The sequence below is a fragment of the Jeotgalibacillus sp. JSM ZJ347 genome (assembly GCF_044383825.1).
In the GTDB taxonomy this organism is placed as follows: Bacteria; Bacillota; Bacilli; order Bacillales; family Jeotgalibacillaceae; genus Jeotgalibacillus.
Genome location: NZ_JBISEN010000003.1, coordinates 81,808 through 102,258 on the forward strand (window position 1 = coordinate 81,808; position 20,451 = coordinate 102,258).

General features: G+C 42.6%; 23 protein-coding genes and 1 pseudogene. 17 read left to right on the forward strand and 7 right to left on the reverse strand.

Features of this window, described 5'->3' with window-relative positions; genetic code table 11:
- Window positions 1-22: 22 nt before the first annotated feature.
- Both yiaA and ACH6CZ_RS11305 read right to left on the reverse strand, forming a co-directional pair.
- Window positions 23-493: an inner membrane protein YiaA gene (yiaA, locus tag ACH6CZ_RS11300; RefSeq protein ID WP_374097555.1), complete on the reverse strand. Its 471-nt coding sequence runs from the start codon at window positions 491-493 to the stop codon at window positions 23-25.
- 255 nt (window positions 494-748) lie between these two features.
- Entirely contained in the window at window positions 749-1,588 is an 840-nt protein-coding gene (locus ACH6CZ_RS11305; protein ID WP_374097556.1) for an STAS domain-containing protein, read from the reverse strand.
- A gap of 441 nt (window positions 1,589-2,029) precedes the next feature.
- Between ACH6CZ_RS11305 and ACH6CZ_RS11310 the strand changes: the two genes are divergently transcribed.
- The 7 genes and pseudogenes from ACH6CZ_RS11310 to ACH6CZ_RS11340 all read left to right on the forward strand — a co-directional run bounded on the left by ACH6CZ_RS11310 (window position 2,030) and on the right by ACH6CZ_RS11340 (window position 6,539).
- Entirely contained in the window at window positions 2,030-2,527 is a 498-nt protein-coding gene (locus ACH6CZ_RS11310; protein ID WP_374097557.1) for a LytTR family DNA-binding domain-containing protein, read from the forward strand.
- Window positions 2,520-2,930, forward strand: coding sequence for a DUF3021 domain-containing protein (locus ACH6CZ_RS11315; protein WP_374097558.1), 411 nt, complete (start codon window positions 2,520-2,522; stop codon window positions 2,928-2,930). Before ACH6CZ_RS11310 ends, ACH6CZ_RS11315 begins: the two co-directional genes overlap by 8 nt.
- 22 nt (window positions 2,931-2,952) lie before the next feature.
- Window positions 2,953-3,867 carry an ABC transporter ATP-binding protein gene (locus ACH6CZ_RS11320; protein ID WP_374097560.1) on the forward strand — a complete coding sequence of 305 codons (915 nt, stop codon included), beginning with the start codon at window positions 2,953-2,955 and terminating at the stop codon, window positions 3,865-3,867.
- Window positions 3,868-3,879: 12 nt separating this feature from the next.
- Window positions 3,880-4,623 carry an ABC transporter permease gene (locus ACH6CZ_RS11325; protein WP_374097561.1) on the forward strand — a complete coding sequence of 248 codons (744 nt, stop codon included), beginning with the start codon at window positions 3,880-3,882 and terminating at the stop codon, window positions 4,621-4,623.
- 311 nt (window positions 4,624-4,934) lie between these two features.
- Window positions 4,935-5,285 (forward strand): DUF2200 domain-containing protein, encoded by a 351-nt coding sequence (locus tag ACH6CZ_RS11330; protein ID WP_374097562.1) that lies wholly within the window; start codon window positions 4,935-4,937, stop codon window positions 5,283-5,285.
- A 77-nt stretch (window positions 5,286-5,362) separates the two neighbouring features.
- A pseudogene (locus ACH6CZ_RS11335) lies at window positions 5,363-5,512 on the forward strand (GNAT family N-acetyltransferase); the annotation flags it as partial.
- 13 nt (window positions 5,513-5,525) lie between these two features.
- A complete protein-coding gene (locus ACH6CZ_RS11340) occupies window positions 5,526-6,539 on the forward strand; it encodes a S66 family peptidase (RefSeq protein WP_374097564.1) in 1,014 nt (337 codons plus the stop codon).
- Between the two features lie 162 nt (window positions 6,540-6,701).
- Here ACH6CZ_RS11340 and ACH6CZ_RS11345 read toward each other — a convergent pair whose 3' ends face one another.
- The gene (locus tag ACH6CZ_RS11345) at window positions 6,702-6,890 is read right to left on the reverse strand and encodes a YfhD family protein (RefSeq protein ID WP_374097565.1); all 189 of its coding nucleotides are present in this window, start codon (window positions 6,888-6,890) and stop codon (window positions 6,702-6,704) included.
- A gap of 154 nt (window positions 6,891-7,044) precedes the next feature.
- Between ACH6CZ_RS11345 and ACH6CZ_RS11350 the strand changes: the two genes are divergently transcribed.
- The 3 genes from ACH6CZ_RS11350 to ACH6CZ_RS11360 all read left to right on the forward strand — a co-directional run bounded on the left by ACH6CZ_RS11350 (window position 7,045) and on the right by ACH6CZ_RS11360 (window position 8,552).
- Entirely contained in the window at window positions 7,045-7,305 is a 261-nt protein-coding gene (locus ACH6CZ_RS11350) for a hypothetical protein (protein WP_374097567.1), read from the forward strand.
- A gap of 114 nt (window positions 7,306-7,419) precedes the next feature.
- Entirely contained in the window at window positions 7,420-8,367 is a 948-nt protein-coding gene (locus ACH6CZ_RS11355; protein ID WP_374097801.1) for a DUF2515 family protein, read from the forward strand.
- A gap of 5 nt (window positions 8,368-8,372) precedes the next feature.
- A complete protein-coding gene (locus ACH6CZ_RS11360) occupies window positions 8,373-8,552 on the forward strand; it encodes a YjzC family protein (protein WP_374097568.1) in 180 nt (59 codons plus the stop codon).
- A gap of 84 nt (window positions 8,553-8,636) precedes the next feature.
- Here the strand turns inward: ACH6CZ_RS11360 and ACH6CZ_RS11365 are convergent, their stop codons facing one another.
- Window positions 8,637-10,724 carry a carbohydrate-binding domain-containing protein gene (locus tag ACH6CZ_RS11365; protein ID WP_374097569.1) on the reverse strand — a complete coding sequence of 696 codons (2,088 nt, stop codon included), beginning with the start codon at window positions 10,722-10,724 and terminating at the stop codon, window positions 8,637-8,639.
- Between the two features lie 162 nt (window positions 10,725-10,886).
- On the opposite strand from ACH6CZ_RS11365, the gene ACH6CZ_RS11370 reads away from it, so the two are divergent.
- The 4 genes from ACH6CZ_RS11370 (at window position 10,887) to ACH6CZ_RS11385 (ending at window position 14,393) form a co-directional block, all read left to right on the forward strand.
- Window positions 10,887-11,573, forward strand: a complete 687-nt coding sequence (locus ACH6CZ_RS11370; protein WP_374097570.1) for a response regulator transcription factor — start codon at window positions 10,887-10,889, stop codon at window positions 11,571-11,573.
- Window positions 11,566-12,858 (forward strand): sensor histidine kinase, encoded by a 1,293-nt coding sequence (locus tag ACH6CZ_RS11375; RefSeq protein WP_374097571.1) that lies wholly within the window; start codon window positions 11,566-11,568, stop codon window positions 12,856-12,858. The genes ACH6CZ_RS11370 and ACH6CZ_RS11375 overlap by 8 nt, the downstream gene beginning before the upstream one ends.
- A gap of 110 nt (window positions 12,859-12,968) precedes the next feature.
- The gene (locus ACH6CZ_RS11380) at window positions 12,969-13,667 is read left to right on the forward strand and encodes a polyphosphate polymerase domain-containing protein (protein ID WP_374097572.1); all 699 of its coding nucleotides are present in this window, start codon (window positions 12,969-12,971) and stop codon (window positions 13,665-13,667) included.
- Window positions 13,668-13,709: 42 nt separating this feature from the next.
- Window positions 13,710-14,393 (forward strand): DUF4956 domain-containing protein, encoded by a 684-nt coding sequence (locus ACH6CZ_RS11385; RefSeq protein WP_374097574.1) that lies wholly within the window; start codon window positions 13,710-13,712, stop codon window positions 14,391-14,393.
- Window positions 14,394-14,546: 153 nt separating this feature from the next.
- Here the strand turns inward: ACH6CZ_RS11385 and ACH6CZ_RS11390 are convergent, their stop codons facing one another.
- Both ACH6CZ_RS11390 and ACH6CZ_RS11395 read right to left on the reverse strand, forming a co-directional pair.
- On the reverse strand, window positions 14,547-15,551 hold the full coding sequence (locus ACH6CZ_RS11390; protein WP_374097575.1) for an NADP-dependent oxidoreductase: 1,005 nt from the start codon (window positions 15,549-15,551) through the stop codon (window positions 14,547-14,549).
- A gap of 86 nt (window positions 15,552-15,637) precedes the next feature.
- Window positions 15,638-15,931: a hypothetical protein gene (locus ACH6CZ_RS11395; RefSeq protein WP_374097576.1), complete on the reverse strand. Its 294-nt coding sequence runs from the start codon at window positions 15,929-15,931 to the stop codon at window positions 15,638-15,640.
- Window positions 15,932-16,020: 89 nt separating this feature from the next.
- Between ACH6CZ_RS11395 and ACH6CZ_RS11400 the strand changes: the two genes are divergently transcribed.
- Window positions 16,021-17,385: a PepSY-associated TM helix domain-containing protein gene (locus ACH6CZ_RS11400; RefSeq protein ID WP_374097577.1), complete on the forward strand. Its 1,365-nt coding sequence runs from the start codon at window positions 16,021-16,023 to the stop codon at window positions 17,383-17,385.
- The gene (locus tag ACH6CZ_RS11405; RefSeq protein ID WP_374097578.1) at window positions 17,385-17,825 is read left to right on the forward strand and encodes a hypothetical protein; all 441 of its coding nucleotides are present in this window, start codon (window positions 17,385-17,387) and stop codon (window positions 17,823-17,825) included. Before ACH6CZ_RS11400 ends, ACH6CZ_RS11405 begins: the two co-directional genes overlap by 1 nt.
- A 276-nt stretch (window positions 17,826-18,101) precedes the next feature.
- Here the strand turns inward: ACH6CZ_RS11405 and ACH6CZ_RS11410 are convergent, their stop codons facing one another.
- A complete protein-coding gene (locus ACH6CZ_RS11410; protein WP_374097579.1) occupies window positions 18,102-18,224 on the reverse strand; it encodes a hypothetical protein in 123 nt (40 codons plus the stop codon).
- Between the two features lie 102 nt (window positions 18,225-18,326).
- Between ACH6CZ_RS11410 and ACH6CZ_RS11415 the strand changes: the two genes are divergently transcribed.
- A complete protein-coding gene (locus ACH6CZ_RS11415) occupies window positions 18,327-20,369 on the forward strand; it encodes a S9 family peptidase (protein WP_374097580.1) in 2,043 nt (680 codons plus the stop codon).
- Window positions 20,370-20,451: the final 82 nt, after the last annotated feature.

Here is a 20,451-nt window from a genome sequence, read left to right on the forward strand (position 1 = left end):
TGATTTCAGGAGTTTTAATCAATTAAGCTCGGTACTTCGCCTGCTGCGTATCACGGATATTTTTCTGAATTGTAATCGCAGCAAACAGACTGAGTACGAATGCCATCCCATAAAAGCCTTTTTCGCTCAGAATGATACTGCCGGCGTTGTAAAGACCGATCGCCATCAGCAGAATCGCGATAATAACAGCGAGCCAGCTGAGGCCGTAGTAAATACCTGAAACCGGGATATCCTCTTCTCTGTCCCGGACTGCTTTTTGCAAGGAAACCGCTGCGTACAATCCAAATACTAAAACAGCAAAATAGTAACCTTTTTCATTCAGCTCCATAGAAGCATTGAAAAGACCGATCAGATAAGCAGACAGTCCGATTGCGAGTGCTGCCCAGCTGGCGCCTTTAAAAGCTGGCGTCGGTTCACCCGGTTTTCGCTCCACCTTAATCCTAGGTTTCTTATCCTCTTCCTGCATGAATGAGCTTTCCTTTACTTCAGCCATCCGCAACACTCCTTACTATCAATAATATAGTCTGTATGATCTTATACATTTTTACAAATATTGTTTAACCTCATCTTATACTTTTGATAGAAAAAAAGTAAAGGAGCAATTTAAAAAAATGAAGACATCTCCTTTTAGCAAAAAAGTTTAATAATAACAACATATCATACAATTTGTGGGATTTTCGGGTAGACTAGGCATTCTAAATATCAAAATGCCCGGAAATCCTCGTTGGACATCCAGGCATTCTTGTGATTAGGTATTGAATTTTTCTGCCTTCATTGCCTGAGCCAGCGTACTGTAAACTTCGATATCTTTGAAATTTAAACCTAACTGAACAGCAGTCTGTGCAATCTGCGGGCTGATCCCTGACATGGCTGTCTGGACTCCGATCAGCTTTAACCCGCTGATTAATTGAAAGATCTGCTGCGCGACCATTGTATCAATAATCGGAACACCTGATACATCAATAAATAGTTTCTTAAGCTGCTGATTTGCGCTTTGTGTAAGAGTCTGACTAAAGACCACTTGTGCGCGGTGAGTCGTGATTTCACCGACTAGTGGAAGAAAACCGATATCCTTAGTTAATGAGATAACAGGTGCACTCATTTCGATAATCATTTCCTGCTGGGCATGGAGTCTTCTTTCTGCAACTTTAGAGTGTTGAAGGGTGAATTCAAAAATGATTTGATTAATCGATTCCACCACTTTTTTAGTCCACTTCATCATTTCCTGATATGTAACCTCTTCTGAAGTCTGTAAGACAAACGTTTCAATCAGATTCAGGTATTGCTGCTGCGTTCTGAAGAATTCCTGAATAATGTCCTCAAGTGCAGTAGACTGGTGGGCTTCATCCATTGCAATACTTTCAATCCAGTCTTGAAAGCTTTCGATATAGTCCTCACTATCAGCTTGGAATATATTGCAAAAACGCCTATGGAAAGCGTTATTCTGACCTTTGATTTTCTGAATTGCATCCGGATCAGTCGATCCGTATACTCCGCCTTTGCTTTTATCTAAAGAATCATACCATTCTTCAGTCAGCATATCTGCTTTATTACATAGAAATGTATGCAGTTCCTTTTCTCTCGGCATAATTGTTTCCTTTCCAGTACGTTGTAAAGTACTGACTTGTTTTAGTATCTATTCCCTCAAAAAAATGTATCAAAACCGTATATTGGAAAAGGCGCACTATAAAATTTGCATGTTCCATAAGTAGGTTAATCGAAAAAACCATTGGTTTTAATTTTCTCACACATTTTCATTAATATCTAATTTTATTCAAGGCTTTCTCTCATCTTAACTGGCTTTTTGCTGCTGTTGAAAGTGTTCAGTATTTTCTATTAACACCATCAAGTGATATAGAAGTCACTTGATAAAGGAATCTGCTTCAAATGTCGAGAATCATATTAAAAGAGTATATGCAGCTCATGTGTTAATTCAGGCATCTTATGTTCTGAAACCGGCATGTGATGTCAGAAATAAACATGGGTTGAGAAATAAATTACATAATGAGGTAGAAGAAGGGGAGGTACAATGAAGATAAAAATTGACATTGACCCTCAATATGAGGAAACGCCTGTCATCACCATACAGGTGAAGGAATGGACAGATGAAGTAGAGGCTGTAGTGAAAATGTTGAGACATCATGAGGCGGATTCAAATGATACAAAATCCGGCTTTCAGCCGAAACGTATTGTTGCAGTTGAAGAAGATCGATCAATTTTACTTCAGCCGTCAGAGATCGATTATGTGTTTGCCGAAAAGCGGAAGGTGTTTGCAATGGCGGCAGGTCGCGCTCTGGAAATGAAATTAAAGCTATATGAACTGGAAGAAGTCTTATCAGCCCATGGGTTTATCCGCTTCTCAAAATCAGTGATTGGTAACCTGGATCAGATTGACCGATTCGAACTTTCATTCAATGGCAATCTTTGTGTTTATTTTAAATCAGGCAGCAAGGAGTATGTGACGAGGAAATATGTGAATGGTTTGAAAGAACAGCTGCTGGATGGAGGTGGACAGCGTGGTGAGTAATATCATTCTTCGCATTTTTGGCGGCTTTGGGGTTGGAGCAGTTTTTACACTGGTAGTGTTACTAGTGGCTTTTGAAGGATCTGATCAGATCGGTGCTACTGCCATGACGCTTAATCTGTTAGGCAGCATGATTACGGGTGCTTACTTTAGCGTAGCTGCATTAATCTTTAGTATTGAACACTGGAGTATGCTGAAGCAGACCATCATACACTACAGCTTGTCGCTTGTGTTAATGTTCCCTGTGTTTACATTACTGACAGGATGGTTTCCGTTCAACGCACGTGCTCTTATGATTGGCTTTGCTGTCTTTACAGTCACTTATATTCTGAATTGGTTCGGGTGGCATTCATATTATAAGCGGCTTGAAAAAAAGATGAACGACTCGATTCAAACAAGACGGTAGGATCACAGAAAGGGGATCAAACATGATTCATATACAGGAAGTCAGCAAAACATATGGCGCTATTCAGGCATTAGAGCATGTAGAGCTGCACATTGAAAAAGGCAGTTGTTTCGGTCTGGTCGGTCCAAATGGTGCCGGTAAATCAACGCTGATGAAAATCTTAGTAGGTGTACTGGAAGAATTCAATGGCTCTATACAGATAGACGGCAGACCCGCGAATGAGAACCGGCGTAACACTAAGCGTAAAATTGGCTACGTGCCGCAGGACATTTGTCTTGAAGAGATACTGACTGCACGGGATAATATGCTGCTGTTTGGCAAACTGTACGGTTTGTCAGGAAAGGAACTGAATGAACGTATCAGACATGTACTGCAATTAATTGGGCTGGAAAAGCGTGAAAAATCCATTGTCTCTACATTTTCCGGGGGAATGAAACGCCGGCTCAATATTGGCTGTTCGCTGTTGCATGAACCTGACATCATTATTCTGGATGAGCCAACAGTCGGAGTAGATCCTCAATCCCGTCACGCAATCTTTAAATTGATTCACGAGCTGAAAGCTGAAGGAAAAACCATCGTCTATTCAAGTCACTATATGGAAGAGGTTGAACAGCTTTGTGACAGTATCGGCTTTATTGATCAGGGAACAGTTGTTGAACACGGAACAATGAAAGAGGTTTTTGCAAAGCATCGCCATTCTTCAATTTTTATTGAAGGAGAATATGTTTCCATGGAAGTACTTGCACCTTTTGGGGAAATCGTTGAACGTGAAAGAGGTTATGTGATCACAAGTCAACATCCGCTCTCGACACTGGAGAAGGTTGCGCATGCTCTGCAAAGTCATGGGGTTCAGCCCACGCGGCTTGAGCTCAGCCAGACCAGGCTTGAGGATATCTTTTTTGAGTTAACAGGTACGCAGTTGAGAGATAAAGGATAAGGGGGAAGTAACATGAGTGCTATTGCAATGCTTGAGTTCAAAAAGAAGATTCAGGATAAGGGTCTGTGGTTCTGGACATTCATTTTGCCGATTGTTTTTATTGTGGGATTTATAACGATTTTTGGCGGCAATACAGGTGCAGATCCGGAGCAGCTGGTCGTACAGATTGTACCGGGCTATACGGTCATGTTTTCATTTTATATCATGATTTCAATGGTCATCGTCTTTATCAAAGACCGTGACAGTGGCATGACTGCACGGATCGCCAGCACACCGCTTCCAAGGCTGCAGTACTTTATGGGGAAATGGATTCCGTTCATATTGATTGTGCTGATTCAGATTGCGGTGCTGTTCGGTTTTGGAGTAGCAGTCTATGAGATGCCGCTTGGTAACGCACTTGCGCTGATTGTTATATCTATCGCGCTTGCTTTTGTCTCCACAGGCTGTGGCATGGCGATGGCAGTACTTGCAAAGACTGAAAACATGGGGATTGCATTGACACAGGTGATTGCACTTGGTGGTGCCATGCTTGGGGGCCTCTGGATGCCGGTTGAGTTCATGCCGGAAGTGATGCAGAACATCGCAACATTCTTACCGCACTACTGGGCACTTCAGGGTTATCAGACTGTCATTCTGGATGGGGGCAACCTCCTTGATATATGGGAATCACTGATCATTCTGCTGGGATATGCGGCTGTTTTTATCGGAATTGCACTCTTTTCTTACCCACGTTATTTAAAACTGTCAAAGAGCTGAAGGTATCGTTTGTCTAAAATTCAAAAGCCGGTCGAGGGTACCGGCTTTTTGCATGTGAAATTACAGTCTGTTACCCAAGTGCATGCAGGGCGGCGTACGAATGTAGCAATAGTAGCTGGAGTTGTAGCCATTCCTGCTGAGGACGTAGCGATCCACCCGGGAACTTGTAGCAATCCGTGCCACAGTTGTATCAGCCCTTCAACTCTATAAAACATTAACCAGAAGATAAGCCTTTTTTGCTACAATATATTTACATATATAAAAAGAACCCTGCATTCATTCCCTCAAAAAACCAGAAAGGATGAGTAAAGATGACCAAACACAAAATCTACTCAATGAGCTTTGCAAGTGTCTATCCACATTACATTAACAAAGCGGAAAGAAAAGGCCGTACAAAATCAGAGGTGGATGAAATTATCCGCTGGCATACAGGCTACAGCCAGGAAGAGATAGAAGCATTGATAGGGAAAGAGACTGATTTTGAAACTTTCTTTGAAGAAGCACCTGAGTTAAACGCATCACGCAAATTGATCAAAGGCGTTATTTGCGGGGTGCGGGTAGAGGATATAGAAGAGCCGGTTATGCAGGAGATCCGTTATCTGGATAAGATGATTGATGAGCTTGCGAAGGGGAAAAAGATGGAGAAGATTTTACGTGCTTAACCTTTTAAAAGGGTGACCTTAATGAACTTGAAATTAGGTAACCGCCTGATGCAGATATCCTGATAGCGGGTTGTACAAGGCTTGAACTAACAGTTGTTACGGCAAATGAAGCAGGTCTGGCGCTTTATAAGAAACAGGAGTTTGAAATTGAAGGAACGAAAAGGCAGTCACTGAAGATCAACGGAAGTATGGTTGATGAGTATTATATGTCGAAGCTTTTAAACTAATGGAGGTTTTCATATGATTCATTATCCAACACTACATAAACCGGCAACAATCGGCGTCACAGCTTTATCATCTGGCGTGCCGGAAGCGTTGCACCACCTTTTAAAAGAAGCAGAAAACCAGCTGCAGAAGAGAGGTTATCAGCTACTATTCGGCGAAACAGCTTGGATCCAGCATAAGGCAAAGTCAGCACCTGCAGATGTCCGCGCAAAGGATTTTCACGCGCTGACCCAAAACGAAAATGTAGATCTCATCATCCCGCCATGGGGTGGCGAGCTACTGTTGGAAACACTCGAGCACCTTAACTTTGATCTCATTCCTCCTAAATGGATACTCGGCTACTCAGATACAAGCGTCCTGCTCCTTGCGATCACGCTGACTAAAGGAATCGCGACTGCTCACGGGACCAATCTGGTTGATCTCAGAGGCGAATCCATGGATGCAACAACAGCGATGTGGGAAAACGTACTGTTTACAAAAGCAGGAGAGTCTGTTAAGCAACATTCATCCGTCCTTTATCAAAAAGAATGGGATTTTGAGAATCCGACACCGCATATTTTTGATCTAACAGAAACGACCAATTGGAAAACAGTGTCGGGAAATCCTGAGATATTGAAGGGACGTCTGCTCGGCGGCTGTGTAGATGTCATCAGGCATTTAGTCGGCACGCCTTATGGAAATGTCGCTATTTTTCGTAAAACGCACATTCCTGATGAACCAATTCTCTGGTTCTTTGAAAACTGTGAATTGTCAACGACTGACCTTAGGCGCTCGCTTATGCATATGAAGCTTGCCGGATGGTTTGAGCATTGTTCAGGAATTCTATTTGGCAGAAGCGATGCGAATCTTACGATTGATGGGTATACCATAGAGGATGTATACAAGGATCTTTCAGAGGAACTTAAAATTCCGATCGTCTATGACATTGACTGCGGTCACGTGCCGCCTCAGGTTACGTTTGTAAACGGGGCGTATGCTGAGGTGGAAGTGGAGAATGGTCAAGGGAAAATTGTGCAGCACTTGATTTAAGAAAGTTCAAATGAGTTAGTGATAGAGGGGCTGACTATCCAGATAGAAGTTTAAGTGCAAGAAGAATAAAAACAGTTTCATTTACTAGGAATTATTTTTTATCACGTCAAAATATCCATAGTTATAAAACAAAAAAGCCAGGATCAAACCTGGCTTTTTCGTTTATCTTTCGCTATGCTTTTTGTCCTTATTAACCCCATACCCGCAACCGGAATCAGTATCACCATGAAGACCCAGTTCCTGAGCAAACTCCTCAGTTCTATTTCTATCGTGGTCTAACTTCATTCCCTTTGGCGTCTGAGGAAGAGATCTTTTGTTTTTTGATGGCGTTTGATGATTTGAACGACTCAACAGAAAAACCTCCTTGTGTAATAAGGTACCTTACTAATATGGACTGCCTTGCTGATTTTATTTATTAAATGTTCATCCAAATTTTTCAGCCTCACGCATAAAAATGATCCCTGACAGCCATCGTAATAAATAGAAAACAGTGGAGGGATTAATAATGGAGACACATTCAGAAATGAGCTGGAAAGAAGACCAGGTGATCATTCAGCTTCACAATTCAGTTGAGAATGCAGAAGAAGCAGTGAGGCAGGCGCGAACAAATCCAGTAGAAGAGCGGATCAAGGAAGCATTTGAAAAGATTGAAACGGCTGAGCGTAGCTGCACGAATGCTATTCAAGCGAGAGGAAGCAGTCAATCGATTCTCGAATTGCAGGACACTTTGGCACAAAGCAAAGAAAAGCTAAATCAGCTTCACTAATTATTTTTCGGTGAAAGAAGGTTATGTGCTAATGTATTTTAACGAAAAAAAGGTTCACCCTCTCAATCATAAAGAGGAAGCGATCGTTTCAGACATTAAAAAAAAGTTGTCAATCTGAACCTCAATAATGTGACCCGAACAAAAGCCTATTTTCAATTTTACTGTAAGCATCCAGAAGTTCACTGGGCACTTCTGGCACATCTGGTCTCGAGAAACGGCGGATGGAATATGACTGATCTTAAGGGTAGTCTCCTTGAAACTTTTTTCAACGAAGGAGAGAGAACAGATTTTTTTGATTTTCTGGAGAAAGCTAATGCCTTCATCTTTCATGATGCCTACCCGCAGCTGCTTTTATATGAAAAAAGTAAGGAAGATAAAAGGAGCTATATGCATCTGCTTTCTCAATTCGGCGTATCAGCTTTTATGGAACCTGTGTGGAAGTCATTTCTGAAGCAGCAAAATTCAGAGCTCCTGACGACCGGGCTCATTATCAACGAACAGCACTACATCGAACTGCGTCTGATATCGAATGCTTATTACCGCACGCGTGTATATGAATCGCGTTTGTTCAAATATCAGGAGTTCTTCCATTTGAACCACGTGATTTTTCCTTATGAAATAGAGAAGCGGGTGAAGGTAATCGGTCTGAATGTCAGTCATTTTGCACCGCTTGAACAAAGAATTGAGTTTGGAAAGAAATTATATGGCATGCTGTATGCCTCGCCGTATCAACTGAAAAGCATTCTGCGTTTTGCTTGGAACAAGCCGCATACAGGGTCCAGGTCTGATTATTGGCCACAGGTTTTTTCGAACGACAGAGGTAGAAGTGTGTATAGTCCGGCGTTACAGTCGGTGTGGAATAATAAACAGCACCTTTATATTGATGAAGAGTGGTATAAAGGGGACGTGGCATCATATTTTCAGGAAGTCACCCTTCCTGAAAAGTTTAATATCACCTGGCAATATGCCTTTACACTTGGCATTGTCCGGGCAGGAGCAGGTCTGTTGTCACTGAAAGATAAATTTAAAACGCAAGGTCATACTAACCGGGAAAAGGAGTGAAGAACATGGGGCAAAATCATCAATTTAAACCAGGTCAGAAAGCGCCGAATAATGGATCTTATGTTGAGATTGGAGAAACCGGCAGCCAGGTGAATGATCCACAACAGATCAGGCTGGAGGCAGGAGAAAAATTTCCGGAAACGAAAAACCAGAATCGGGTTTGGATGCCGAAGAGAAAGCCTTGATGGCGTTAGTATTTTTTAAGAAAAGCCCCGTGTAACGAAGCTGACACTCCATTACACGGGGCTTATTAAATACGGCTGCATCGATCACTCTGGCGTATTATTTTCTTGTGGTCTTATAGGTGTACGGATACCTAATTCCTCGAGTGCTGCTTCTGCTTCTTCCTGCGTGAGGGAACCATCCGCCAGTTGACTCAGAATAGCATCTATCTGCTCGGTTGTCTCTTCGTCAAGCTCCTCCCTCATACTGGTTCCAGCTGGGCCTCCGGCATTCCCAGGCACAGTGCCAGGTTCCAGCTTCGGACGTCCACCTTGACCGGCAGGACCTCCTGCATGTTCCGGGCTAGCTTCAGTTATGCCATTTTCGTTCAGCCATGTAGCTGTTTCTTCCTGAACGAAACTCAGTATCTCTGTGCCACCCTGATAGGTACCGCCTATAAATAGTCCTTCTGTTTCTTCACCTGTAGAAGAGCCACCGGTAGAAAGCGTATAGCTCGATCCGATTTCCAAATCGGGGGATCCAATGAAAATCGCCTGAAACATTTTTTCCGGAGCAAAGCTCACAATTGTTGTACCTGTGCTGTCTGCAAGATTGACAAGTGTACCGGCTTCTTGAATTTCCGGAAAAGTCATTACGACAGAAGCTTGGCTTGAATTCTCAGCAATGCTTTGTACCATACCTGCACTTCCGGCTGCAACCAGCAGACCGCCGTCCATGGTAAAGGTATTGTCATAGTCTATAGCACCTTCCATATCAGTAGTTGGCCCGTTCACTAATACGGTTCCCCCGGTCATATCGATCGATCCATTTGCGTCTAAACCATCACCGCCAGCATCAATAGCTACAAAGCCATCTGTAATCGTTAACAATGGTTCTGATGAGGCGGTTTCATCATCTGGATTGTTTTCTGCCAATGCATGACTCACTTCAGACGAAGATCCATCACTCACATTAATGCCATCGTCAGTTGCCTTCACTATGATGTCTCCGCCGTTAATTGTTAGTTGGGCAGCTTCTAAGCCTTCGTAACTTTTCGCAATATCGATTGAACCGGCATTGACGAGCATTGCCTGATCTGCATGGATACCGTCTTCACCTGTCGATAATGTCAAATCGCCACCGCTGATTAAGATCTCTTCATTACTATGGATCGAATCGTCAAGTGAATCGATCATGAAGGTGCCGCCGCCGATTGAAAGGGTAGCATTTGCTTTAAGACCTTTTGCACTGCCTGTCTCTGATTCGTCTTCGGTTGAAGTTGAACCTTGACCTGGACCAGGTGTATTTGTCTTTACTGATTCAGGACTGCCGCTTCCTGCTTGGATCGTGTAGGTGCCATCGGTAATGAGGGCTGTCGCTGCAGACTGGATGCCGTCACCACCTGAATGTATTGAATACGTACCACCTTCAAGGACAATGGTTCCTGCTGTGGTTTCTTCATCATTGGTTGTTTTAATGCCGTCATCTCCGGCCTCGATGTTGATGAGCCCGTCTTTTACTGCCACGAGATCCCGTCCCATCAAAGCATCATCTACTGCTGTGATATCTATTTCGCCGCCTGTGATTTTAAGGGAATCTTTACTGGAGATCCCGTTATTGTAGTTCCCTTCGACGACTAACTGACCGCTTCCGTTGATAGTCAGATCACTCTTGCTGTAAATAGCGGCGTTTGGTTCATCTGAGTCCTCATGAACTGTATAGTCGGCGGCATCGGCCACCAGGTTTTCACTGCCTTCTTCAAGTGAAATAATTGCCTTTTCAGCATCCTGTATAAAAATGGCTGACGTTTCATCTGATCGGATGCTTACATCATCAAGTACAAGACGTACTGTGTTTTTATCCTCGGCATCAATTACGATCTGGCCGTCGAGGTTTCCTGTTAATAGATAGGTTCCGCCCGCTTTAATTGTCAGGGTTCCTTCTTCAAAAAGAACAGCGGCGGAAGAATCGAACACTGCATCAGATCCATTTAATTCTATTATTTCCGCATTTTCTACTGCTTCATAATCATCTTCATTTGAATAAGTAACCGCAGCCGTGACGTCGGTCTGAATTTGTTGCTGATCAGCAGCACTAGCCAGATTTTCACTTTCCGTTTTTACATGATTGCAGGCGAATAACAGGCTGGTGGATAAAGCAACAACAGCTGTTTGGAAGATACGTTTATTTTTCATTATTTTCACTCCTTTTAGATTGAGAAAAAGCACGTCTTTCTCTCATTGCCTCTATTGTGGGAGATATACCTTAACAAAACCTTAAAAGAAATGAGCGGTTGCAATTTATTTTTTTCGTTCTATAATCAAACCTATTATCAGAGGCGGAAGAGAGGGTTTCAAATGAAGCTATTGATTATAGAAGATGATCGGCAATTGTCAGATACAATTAAGGAAACGACAGAAGGATTATTTGACCCTGCACAAGCTTTTGATGGCGAAGAAGGACTATACCTGGCTGAGCAAAACATATTCGATGGAATCATTTTAGATATTATGATGCCTGGAATGGATGGTTATGAGGTCTTGAAAAATTTGCGTGCATCAGGCAATACGACGCCTGTTCTACTGTTGACGGCAAAAGACGGAATCGCAGACAAAATCGAAGGATTCAAATCCGGAGCGGATGATTATCTCGTTAAGCCGTTTCACCGGGAAGAATTATTACTCAGGCTGGAAGCAATCATCCGGCGGACAGGTGTTGAACTGAAAGAGAACATCTTAAGTTTTAAAGCGTTGAAACTGAACATCAAAACAAAGACGGCCACTATTGACAATCAAACGCTCAAACTCAACGGAAAACAATTTGATCTGCTTGAATATCTGCTGACCAATAAAAATATCATTTTGACAAAAGAGCAGATTTTTGACCGGATTTGGGGATTTGAATCAGATACCTCTACGACAGTTGTCGAGGTCTATGCCAGCAATCTGCGTAAAAACCTGAAGCAGTTTCATTACGATACTTATATTAAGACGTTTCGCGGATTGGGCTATATGTTGTCAGACGGGGCATCAGACGATGAATAGGAACGCCATTGTTAAAAGGCAGCAATTTCGCTTTATGCTTTTGAATTTATTTGCTTTTATCATGATATTTACGTTGTTTGGCATTATTATTTTTAACCAGGTGCAACATACACTTTTTTCACAAACAGATGAAGAACTAAGGCAGGTCAAACAAATGGTGGAAGAAGACTTTTTTCTTGAAAAAAGGCCGGCACCTTTAGAAGATAGTACTCAAAATGAGACATTAGAAAATAGAAGAGGTAACCCGAATCCACGGGTCACTATTCTGCACTGGAACGATCGGGGGGAGATCGCAAATGAAGATCAAATCGGAACACTCCTGTATGAAAACTATTTTGAGGATTTCACGTTAGAAGCTGAAAATGAAGGCACGATCATTAATATGGTATTTGACGACACTTACCATTACCGCTCTCTTTTATTTGAAAATCACGATTCCTCCATGGGAATAGCTTATACACAGCTCTTAGTGAATATTGATCCTGAACAGACGATTATTGATAACTTTGGGCAGCTGTTGATCATTTGCTCACTGATTTTTGTTGTGCTGTCTATTTCAGCAAGTTATATATTATCAAAAAAAATGGTCAAACCGATTATTCAATCCTGGAATAAGCAGGCCGAATTTGTTGAGAATGCCTCACATGAACTGCGCACACCGCTGACCGTCATTCAAAATAAGATGGAAATGTTATTAACCGTACCGCAGGCTAAAATTATGGATAAGTTTGAAAACATTGCTGCGAGCTTATCCGAAACAAGACGTTTATCAAAGTTGACTACTGATCTTTTAACCCTTGCGCGAGCTGATTCTGCTGAAATTCAATTGCAAAAAGAAACAATCAGATTGGATACATTTATCCGTGAAGCCGTTGCGCCATACAAGGAAATCGCAGAATCTCAAAGTAAGGATTTCCAGCTTAACCTGCAGACAAATACTGAACTCGAAGCAGATCAACACCGGATTCATCAGTTACTGGTGATTTTGTTGGATAATGCTTTGAAATATACAGCCCCTGGAGAACGGATTGGTATTAACAGCTATGCCGATGAACGTTACATAGTGATTGAGGTAAGCGATGAAGGAGCCGGAATCAAGGCAGAAAACCTGCCATATATTTTTGATCGCTTTTACAGGGAGGATAAAGCCAGATCACGGGAAACCGGTGGAATCGGTCTTGGTTTGTCTATTGCTCAATGGATTGTTGAGAGTCATGGAGGCACGATCACCGCGTCTAAAAATAAGCCGGAGGGAACTGTCTTTCAAGTGAAATTACCGACATAAAAATCGCCCCAGGGCGATTTTTTTGTTTTAAGGTTTGTTTAAGGAAAGTGCTGCATAATCGATTTCAAGCGCTTCACAGGTAATATTTCATGCGATAAAGGAGAGAACAGATGAAAGCGATGAACTTAAATGGCGTCCAGGGGCGCAGAGAATTGAAACACGAAATGACTCAAATGGAGTGTTATTTACTGCGAAATAAATTGAAACATTATATGGACGTTGATTCACATGCAAAAGAAAATGGTACGTATATGATACGCAGCGTCTATTTCGATAACTTTGATAACAAAGTGATGAACCAGAAAAAAGAAGGAATGTTTGAGCGGGATAAGTTCCGTGTACGTCTATATGATGGCAATACAGCGTTTCTCAACCTCGAGAAAAAGAGTAAACGGAATAACCTGACTTATAAGCAAAAATGCCGCATTGACGCAAAAGAATATGAGCAGATCCGATCTGGAGAGATCGATTGGATGGAGAATGATGAAAGGCCACTAATGAGAGATCTATACTGGCAAATGGTAATGCTTCAATTAAAACCAATAACAGTTGTTGATTATGAAAGAGAAGTGTTCATCTACAAGTACGGTAATGTCCGAGTAACCTTTGACAGCAATATCCGAACAAGCCTGCGTAATAATGATGTGCTAAACCCAAACATCACAATGGTTCATACGAATCCAGATGTTGTCCTGCTTGAAGTAAAATATGATGAGTTTCTTCCTGGTGTCATCCGCCAGCTGCTTCAAGTAAGTGATTTGCGGGCGGGAGCTTACTCAAAGTATCAGATCAGCCGGATGTATGGATAATATGCCGGTCTATTAGTAGAAGGATAAATGGAGGTAATAAATATGGAAAATATAAATTTCAGTGATATTTTTAAATCAAGTTTTTTGGAAAATACCAGCAGTTTTTCGCTGACTGATTCCCTTATCGGTCTTTTTGTCGCTTTTATCATCGGTTTATTCATCTATACGGTTTATAAGAAAACTTTCTCGGGTGTCATTTATTCTCATAGCTTTAATATCTCATTAATTGTCATGGCGATGGCGACCTCTTTGATCATCATGGGGATTTCAACTAACGTGCTATTATCACTCGGTATGGTAGGAGCCTTATCGATTGTGCGCTTTCGTACACCTATTAAAGACCCGATGGATTTGGTGTATCTTTTTTGGACAATTATAGCCGGTATTCTTTGCGGAGCAGGGTTTATATTGCTTGCAATTCTCGGTTCGCTTTTAATCGGACTTGTGCTGATTGTTTTCATTAATAAAATTAAAATTGAGAACCCATATTTATTAATTGTAAAATACGAGGATCATTCAATTGAACGTTCACTAGAGCAACTGGTTTCCGCAAGTGTACGTAAACACCTGATTAAATCGAAGTCTGTTCAAGAAGGGCGTGAATATGAAGTAACCTATGAAGTACGTGTTAAAGATACTGATATGGACTTTATATCACGGATTTCAGAACTTGCAAGTGTCAAATCTGCAATCATGCTCAGCTATGATGGTAATTTCACAGCGTAAACAACATGTTATCAATAGGATATCTTGTACCCGGCACTTATTTTGCTGGATATTCTTATAAGGCGGTATCGCACTGCGTGCAAGAAGATCGTTTTATCATAATAAACGTCATACAAAAGCTCCCTGTCAAAATAACAACAGGGAGCTTTCCACTTATTTTATCTCACTGACTTTTACCACAGCTTTACCCAGATTTGCTCCTTCAAAAAGATCAAGAAACGCATCAATCGTATGATCAAAGCCTTCAGTTACAGTCTCCTCATACTTCAGCTTTCCTTCACCAAGCCATCCAGCAAGTGCTTCTGCGCCTTCTTTGAAGCGTGAAGAATAGTTGCCGACTGTAAAGCCCTGCATGAGTGAGCTTGTCTTGATCAGATAGCCCTGAACGCGTGGCCCCATGTCACGATCAGCTTTATTGTAGCCTGAGATTGCACCGCAGACAGGGATTCGGGCAAAGTTGTTCAGCAGTGGCAGTACAGCATCGCCGATTTCACCGCCAACGTTTTCAAAGTATACGTCAATGCCATCAGGACAGTTTTCCTTCAATGCTTTATAGACGTTTTCAGTCTTATAATTAATCGCAGCATCAAATCCAAGTTCATCTTTCAGGTAACTGATCTTTTCATCAGACCCTGCGATCCCAACGACACGTGCTCCTTTAAGCTTAGCGATTTGTCCCACGACAGAACCAACCGCTCCGGCAGCGCCTGATACAACAACGGTTTCGCCTTCTTTAGGCTTACCGATATCCATCAGACCGAAGTAAGCAGTCAGACCGGTCATGCCAAGCACGCTTAGATAAGCGGAAGCAGGTGCCTGGTTGTGGTCGACTTTACGGATTTCATTGTCTTTTACAACAGAATACTCCTGCCAGCCGAGTGATCCGATGACAACATCGCCTTTTGAAAAACGGTCTGATTTGGATTCTTCAACCTGGGCGATGACAGCGCTCGTGAGTACTTCATCTAACTTAAATGGTTCGATATATGATTTGCCTTCGTTCATTCTGCCGCGAAGGTACGGGTCAACTGAAATGTAGACTGTGCGGATCAGTACTTCGCCCTGTTCAGGTGAACCGATCGGCGTTTCTACAAATTTGAAATCATCATGTGTCGGTGTACCTTTCGGGCGGTTAACTAAGTGAATTGTCTTTTGCATCGTCTAATCCCTCCAATAAATGTCTATGTACAATACCCATATTTTAACGTGGATGAACATTTGATGATAATGATTTGCTTGCAAAGTCAGACCTGACTCTCTTCTTTCGCTTTTCTATCAGTCTCAATTGCCTCTTCCAATTTATCTGAGCTGATGAGCCAGCAAATTGCTAATGTAACTGAGTAGATGGCAATGTTTGAGAGAGCTGTGTCGCCTGACTCCAGGATAGAACCACCGTTAAATATGGCATGATGAAAGCGAAGATAAGAAAATAAAGAATCGGATTGATAATAAAAAATACCGCAAAGATTAATTTTTTTGGATTCATATAATCCCTCCATTCTGTTAAATACGAATAGGTTAAGCACAAAGTTACGCATTTAGACAAACTCATCAGAATTTCTCAGTAAATTTCACACTGATTTCATCTTCTTCCGCTATACTTATGCATACGACAGGAGGAAGATGGATGGCTGATAATAGAAAGAAATCAGTGAAGGCATATCAGACAATCTGGCGCTGGCATTTTTACGCAGGAATTATAATGGCGCCTGTATTGCTTGTGCTTGCTGTCACTGGGGCAGTGTATTTATTTAAATGGAACATCGAGGACTATTTGTATGAGGACCTGTACGTGATTGAAGATGAAGGGCAGCAGGTCGCGCCTTCTGTTCTGGTATCAAATGTACAGGCGTTATATGATGATGCAGTGATTACCCGCTACCGGCCAGGGGATTCTCCTGAGCGGTCAGCAGAGATTGGCATATCAGATAATGGCGTGTCAAAGACAATCTTTATGAATCCGTATAATGGTTACATGGTTGGCGAGTTAAATGATGACGAGCGAATCATGGATATCATTGAAAAGCTTCATGGAGAATTAATGGCAGGAACGATTGGGGACCGGATTGTTGAACTTGTGGCGGGCTGGACGATTAATCTAATTGTAACAGGATATTATCTTTTCTGGCCAAGAGGAAAGCCTTCGCTTTGGGGCACACTGCTGCCGCGTCTAAAAAAGAATAAGCGTACAACCATTCGTGATATTCACGTGGTACCGGCAGTATGGATATCAGTTGGACTTGTCTTTCTGCTGATGACCGGTATGCTCTGGACAGGCTTCTGGGGAGACGGTGTTCAGAGGATTGCCACGAATGCAGGGGTCGGTTATCCGCCATCAGTCTGGGTGGGAGATGCCCCGGTGTCGGAGGTGAGTACAGAGGATGTGGCTGATGTTGTCTGGGCAGCGGAAAAATTACCGGTTCCGGAATCAGTCACAGGTGAAGCATACATACCTGTCACAATTGATCAGGCTGTAGAGCAGGCAGAGCGCCTGGATATCTACCCGGGTTATCAGGTTTACTTCCCTGGTGGACCGGAGGGGGTTTACACTTTATCTGCTTTTCCGGACCGTGCTGAAGATGAAGCAACTGTTCATTTGGACCAATATACGGGGGCTGTGCTTGCCGATTATCGTTACCAGCACTACGAGCCTGTCGGAAAAATGATGGCCATTGGCATTACGCTTCATAAAGGCCTTCAATACGGGATATGGAATCAATTGATCGGGCTTGCGATCTGTGTGGGTCTGATCACCATTGTCATCTCAGGATTATGGATGTGGCTGAACAGGAAGCCGTCAGACAGCATTGGCGCGCCTAAGTCATTACCAATCCGAAAAGTTAAATGGGCATTTGTGATTCTGATAGGCTTCTCGCTTTTTTTCCCGCTTGTAGGACTGTCGGTGCTCGCTGTTTTTCTACTCGATTTGCTATTGCTTAAAAGAGTGCCATGGATGCGCAGATTTTTTAACATACGACAGGAGGACCAATGATGAAGAAAATGCTTGTGCTCTTTTTATTCACGTTCCTTCTGAGTGGATGTCTGCTTGATGCACCGGATAATGCAGAAGACTATCATCGTACTGGGCGAATCAGTGTAGAAATCGGTGCCGGAAATGATGAGAATGACAATACGGTTTTTCAATTTTATATTAGACAGGGCGAAGAGCCGGTAGATGAACTCGATGTGACAGCTGAGATTACGTATAAAGGAGTGCGCTGGAGTGAGCAAGCTGAATACGTAAGCAGTGGTTTATATCATGTGCCGCTTACTGATGCAAAAGATGGGCTGTATGAGGTCAGGGTGTCTACTGAAATTGAGGGTCAGCCTGTTACGCCCGGGAAATATATTGGATTGGGACAGCTGACGGATGAAGAGATGATGGTCCTTGAAGGTGAATCTGATGAGGTATCAGGCGGACATCATCATTAATATAAAACAACCGGAGAGCAGATACTCTCCGGTTGTTTTCAATATTAAAAATGAATGTTATAAGGCATGTTAATAAAATTGAATTGAAGTTTTTCTAGTAAAAGATTGAGTGACTTCATAAATACAAAGACATTTCGAGATATTTTGATAAATGTAGCATTCTATATGGTTTTTGGATATCATAACCATATGAAGGTTTTTATGTTAATAAGTAATAATGCTTTTGAATTTTAATAAACATTATTTATTTGGATGACGAGAAGCTGAGGCAGAGAGTTACTCTTCATTATCATTCTTAATCACTTCAAAAGAAATAGGATCATCCTGCTCTTCATCCACTTCATTAATTTCAAATGAGCAGCCGGCAAGCATCATAGCGGTCAGAGTTAATAGGATCAAATCTTCAATCGTGTCACCTACGGGTTAGCAGACTTAATTTGCATACGTTTCTAATTTACAAAAATTTCAAGTTGAAAAATAGTTTAAGTGGGGAGATTTTTAATGAAAGCACCAATCGCAAAGCGCGTACCTTTTACGCACAATATACATAACGATATTCGTGAAGATGACTATTACTGGATGAAGGATAAAACCAATCCGGAAGTCGTTTCTTATCTGGAAAGCGAAAATGAGTACTTCAGTGAAGTGATGAAGCCGCTTGAAGAAAAGACAAATGAAATTTTTGAAGGTATGGTTGCACGCGTACCTGAATCGGAAGAGAAGGTACCGGTTCAAAATGGTCCTTACTTCTACTATTCACGTGAGCAAAAGGATAAGCAGTATTCGATTTTTGCACGTAAAAAAGCTAAGAGCCGTGAGCTGCTGGAACAGGCAGAAGAAGAGGTTATTCTTGATTTGAATGAACTTGCAGGGGATGACGATTATTTAAGTGTGACACTGCAGCGTTTGAATGAAGAACAGACAAGGCTAGCTTATCTTGATAACCGTGATGGATCAGACCGTTATACAATTTACATTAAAGACCTGGAAACCGGTGAATTGCTTTCTGACAGAATCGAAAATGTCTATATTTTCGGGAGCATGGAGTGGAGTCAGTGCGGGAAATATATTTTCTATGTGACGGTTGATGACATGCAGCGTCCTTACCGCCTGTGGCGTCATGAGGTTGGCAGCACTGAAGCGGATGAGCTTTTATACGAAGAAAAGGAAGTCACTTTTGCATTATTCATTGCGAAGACGAAAAGTGGCAAGTATATCACAGTTCACTCAAGTTCAACGATGACAGAGGAAGTCCGCCTGGTTGACGCGGAAAATCCGCTTGCACCGGTTCAATTGGTTGATGAGCGCCGCAGAGGGATTAAGTATGATGTGGATCACTGGGGAGAGGACCTGCTGATTCTGACGAATGAAGGTGCACTCAATTTCAAGCTATTACGCTGCCCGGTGTCGGATCTGTCAAAGCGCACAGAAGTCGTTCCTTATGATGAAAACCGTTACCTGCAGGCTGTGTATCCGACGAAGGACAAGCTTTTTGTACTTGGGCGTGAGCGTGGGCTGACGCAGATATGGGTGCTTGAAAATAACGACCTGCAGCAGCTTGAGTGGGATGAGCCACTCTATACGCTGTCGATTGTCAGTGGTCAAAGCTATGATTCAGAAGAACTGTTAGTTGAATATGAATCACTTTTAACACCCGATACAACATACAGCCTGACAATTGCAACTGGTGAAAAGCAGGCGATCCATAGAGCGGCAGTTAATGGTGAGTATGACCCTGCAGCCTATCATCAGCATCAGCTGTGGGCAACTGCAAGAGACGGTGTGAAGGTGCCGCTGATGGTCAGCTATAAAAAAGGTGCGCTTGATGATGGACCGGCACCGCTTATTCTAACTGGATATGGATCTTACGGGGCTGACAGCAATCCTTACTTTAATGGTTACCGTCTGCCAATTTTAGAAAAAGGAGTAGTATTCGTAACGGCTCAGGTGCGCGGTGGCGGTGAAATGGGCAGACACTGGTATGAAGATGGGAAAACACACCACAAACTCAATTCGTTTACTGACTTTATTGATGCAGCATGCTTTTTGATTGAAGAAGGCTACACAACTGCAGATCAAATGGCTGCACGCGGCGGCAGTGCCGGTGGATTACTTGTAGGGGCTGTGTCGAATATGGCAGGGGATCTGTTTAAAGTGATTGTACCTGAAGTACCGTTTGTGGACGTATTGACGACGATGCTTGATGAAACGATTCCACTGACAACGCTTGAGTGGGATGAGTGGGGCAATCCGCAGAATGAACAGGATTACACCTATATGAAATCCTACAGTCCTTACGACAATGTGGAAGAGAAGGAATATCCGCATATGTACATTACAACCGGTCTGAACGATCCACGCGTTGCATACTGGGAGCCTGCAAAGTGGGTGGCAAGACTGCGCACGAATAAAACAGATGACAATACGCTCGTGCTGAAAACCAATATGGGAGCGGGTCACTTTGGTGCGTCCGGGCGTTTTGATCATTTGAAGGAAGCGGCGGAGTGTTATGCGTTTATTTTAGATAAGATTGGTGTGGAGTGAAGTCTGGGTCAGACCCAGACTTCGCTCACCGCACATAGCACGTATCAAACAAACGCCGGGGCATCAGTTCCCGGCGTTTGTT

What these genes read in the sequence shown, in the direction of transcription:
- yiaA (WP_374097555.1), bottom strand. Translation starts at nt 493, where the DNA reads ATGGCTGAAGTAAAGGAAAGCTCATTCATGCAGGAAGAGGATAAGAAA.
- ACH6CZ_RS11305 (WP_374097556.1), bottom strand. Translation starts at nt 1,588, where the DNA reads ATGCCGAGAGAAAAGGAACTGCATACATTTCTATGTAATAAAGCAGAT.
- ACH6CZ_RS11310 (WP_374097557.1), top strand. Translation starts at nt 2,030, where the DNA reads ATGAAGATAAAAATTGACATTGACCCTCAATATGAGGAAACGCCTGTC.
- ACH6CZ_RS11320 (WP_374097560.1), top strand. Translation starts at nt 2,953, where the DNA reads ATGATTCATATACAGGAAGTCAGCAAAACATATGGCGCTATTCAGGCA.
- ACH6CZ_RS11325 (WP_374097561.1), top strand. Translation starts at nt 3,880, where the DNA reads ATGAGTGCTATTGCAATGCTTGAGTTCAAAAAGAAGATTCAGGATAAG.
- ACH6CZ_RS11330 (WP_374097562.1), top strand. Translation starts at nt 4,935, where the DNA reads ATGACCAAACACAAAATCTACTCAATGAGCTTTGCAAGTGTCTATCCA.
- ACH6CZ_RS11340 (WP_374097564.1), top strand. Translation starts at nt 5,526, where the DNA reads ATGATTCATTATCCAACACTACATAAACCGGCAACAATCGGCGTCACA.
- ACH6CZ_RS11350 (WP_374097567.1), top strand. Translation starts at nt 7,045, where the DNA reads ATGGAGACACATTCAGAAATGAGCTGGAAAGAAGACCAGGTGATCATT.
- ACH6CZ_RS11360 (WP_374097568.1), top strand. Translation starts at nt 8,373, where the DNA reads ATGGGGCAAAATCATCAATTTAAACCAGGTCAGAAAGCGCCGAATAAT.
- ACH6CZ_RS11365 (WP_374097569.1), bottom strand. Translation starts at nt 10,724, where the DNA reads ATGAAAAATAAACGTATCTTCCAAACAGCTGTTGTTGCTTTATCCACC.
- ACH6CZ_RS11370 (WP_374097570.1), top strand. Translation starts at nt 10,887, where the DNA reads ATGAAGCTATTGATTATAGAAGATGATCGGCAATTGTCAGATACAATT.
- ACH6CZ_RS11375 (WP_374097571.1), top strand. Translation starts at nt 11,566, where the DNA reads ATGAATAGGAACGCCATTGTTAAAAGGCAGCAATTTCGCTTTATGCTT.
- ACH6CZ_RS11380 (WP_374097572.1), top strand. Translation starts at nt 12,969, where the DNA reads ATGAAAGCGATGAACTTAAATGGCGTCCAGGGGCGCAGAGAATTGAAA.
- ACH6CZ_RS11385 (WP_374097574.1), top strand. Translation starts at nt 13,710, where the DNA reads ATGGAAAATATAAATTTCAGTGATATTTTTAAATCAAGTTTTTTGGAA.
- ACH6CZ_RS11390 (WP_374097575.1), bottom strand. Translation starts at nt 15,551, where the DNA reads ATGCAAAAGACAATTCACTTAGTTAACCGCCCGAAAGGTACACCGACA.
- ACH6CZ_RS11395 (WP_374097576.1), bottom strand. Translation starts at nt 15,931, where the DNA reads ATGCGTAACTTTGTGCTTAACCTATTCGTATTTAACAGAATGGAGGGA.
- ACH6CZ_RS11400 (WP_374097577.1), top strand. Translation starts at nt 16,021, where the DNA reads ATGGCTGATAATAGAAAGAAATCAGTGAAGGCATATCAGACAATCTGG.
- ACH6CZ_RS11405 (WP_374097578.1), top strand. Translation starts at nt 17,385, where the DNA reads ATGAAGAAAATGCTTGTGCTCTTTTTATTCACGTTCCTTCTGAGTGGA.
- ACH6CZ_RS11415 (WP_374097580.1), top strand. Translation starts at nt 18,327, where the DNA reads ATGAAAGCACCAATCGCAAAGCGCGTACCTTTTACGCACAATATACAT.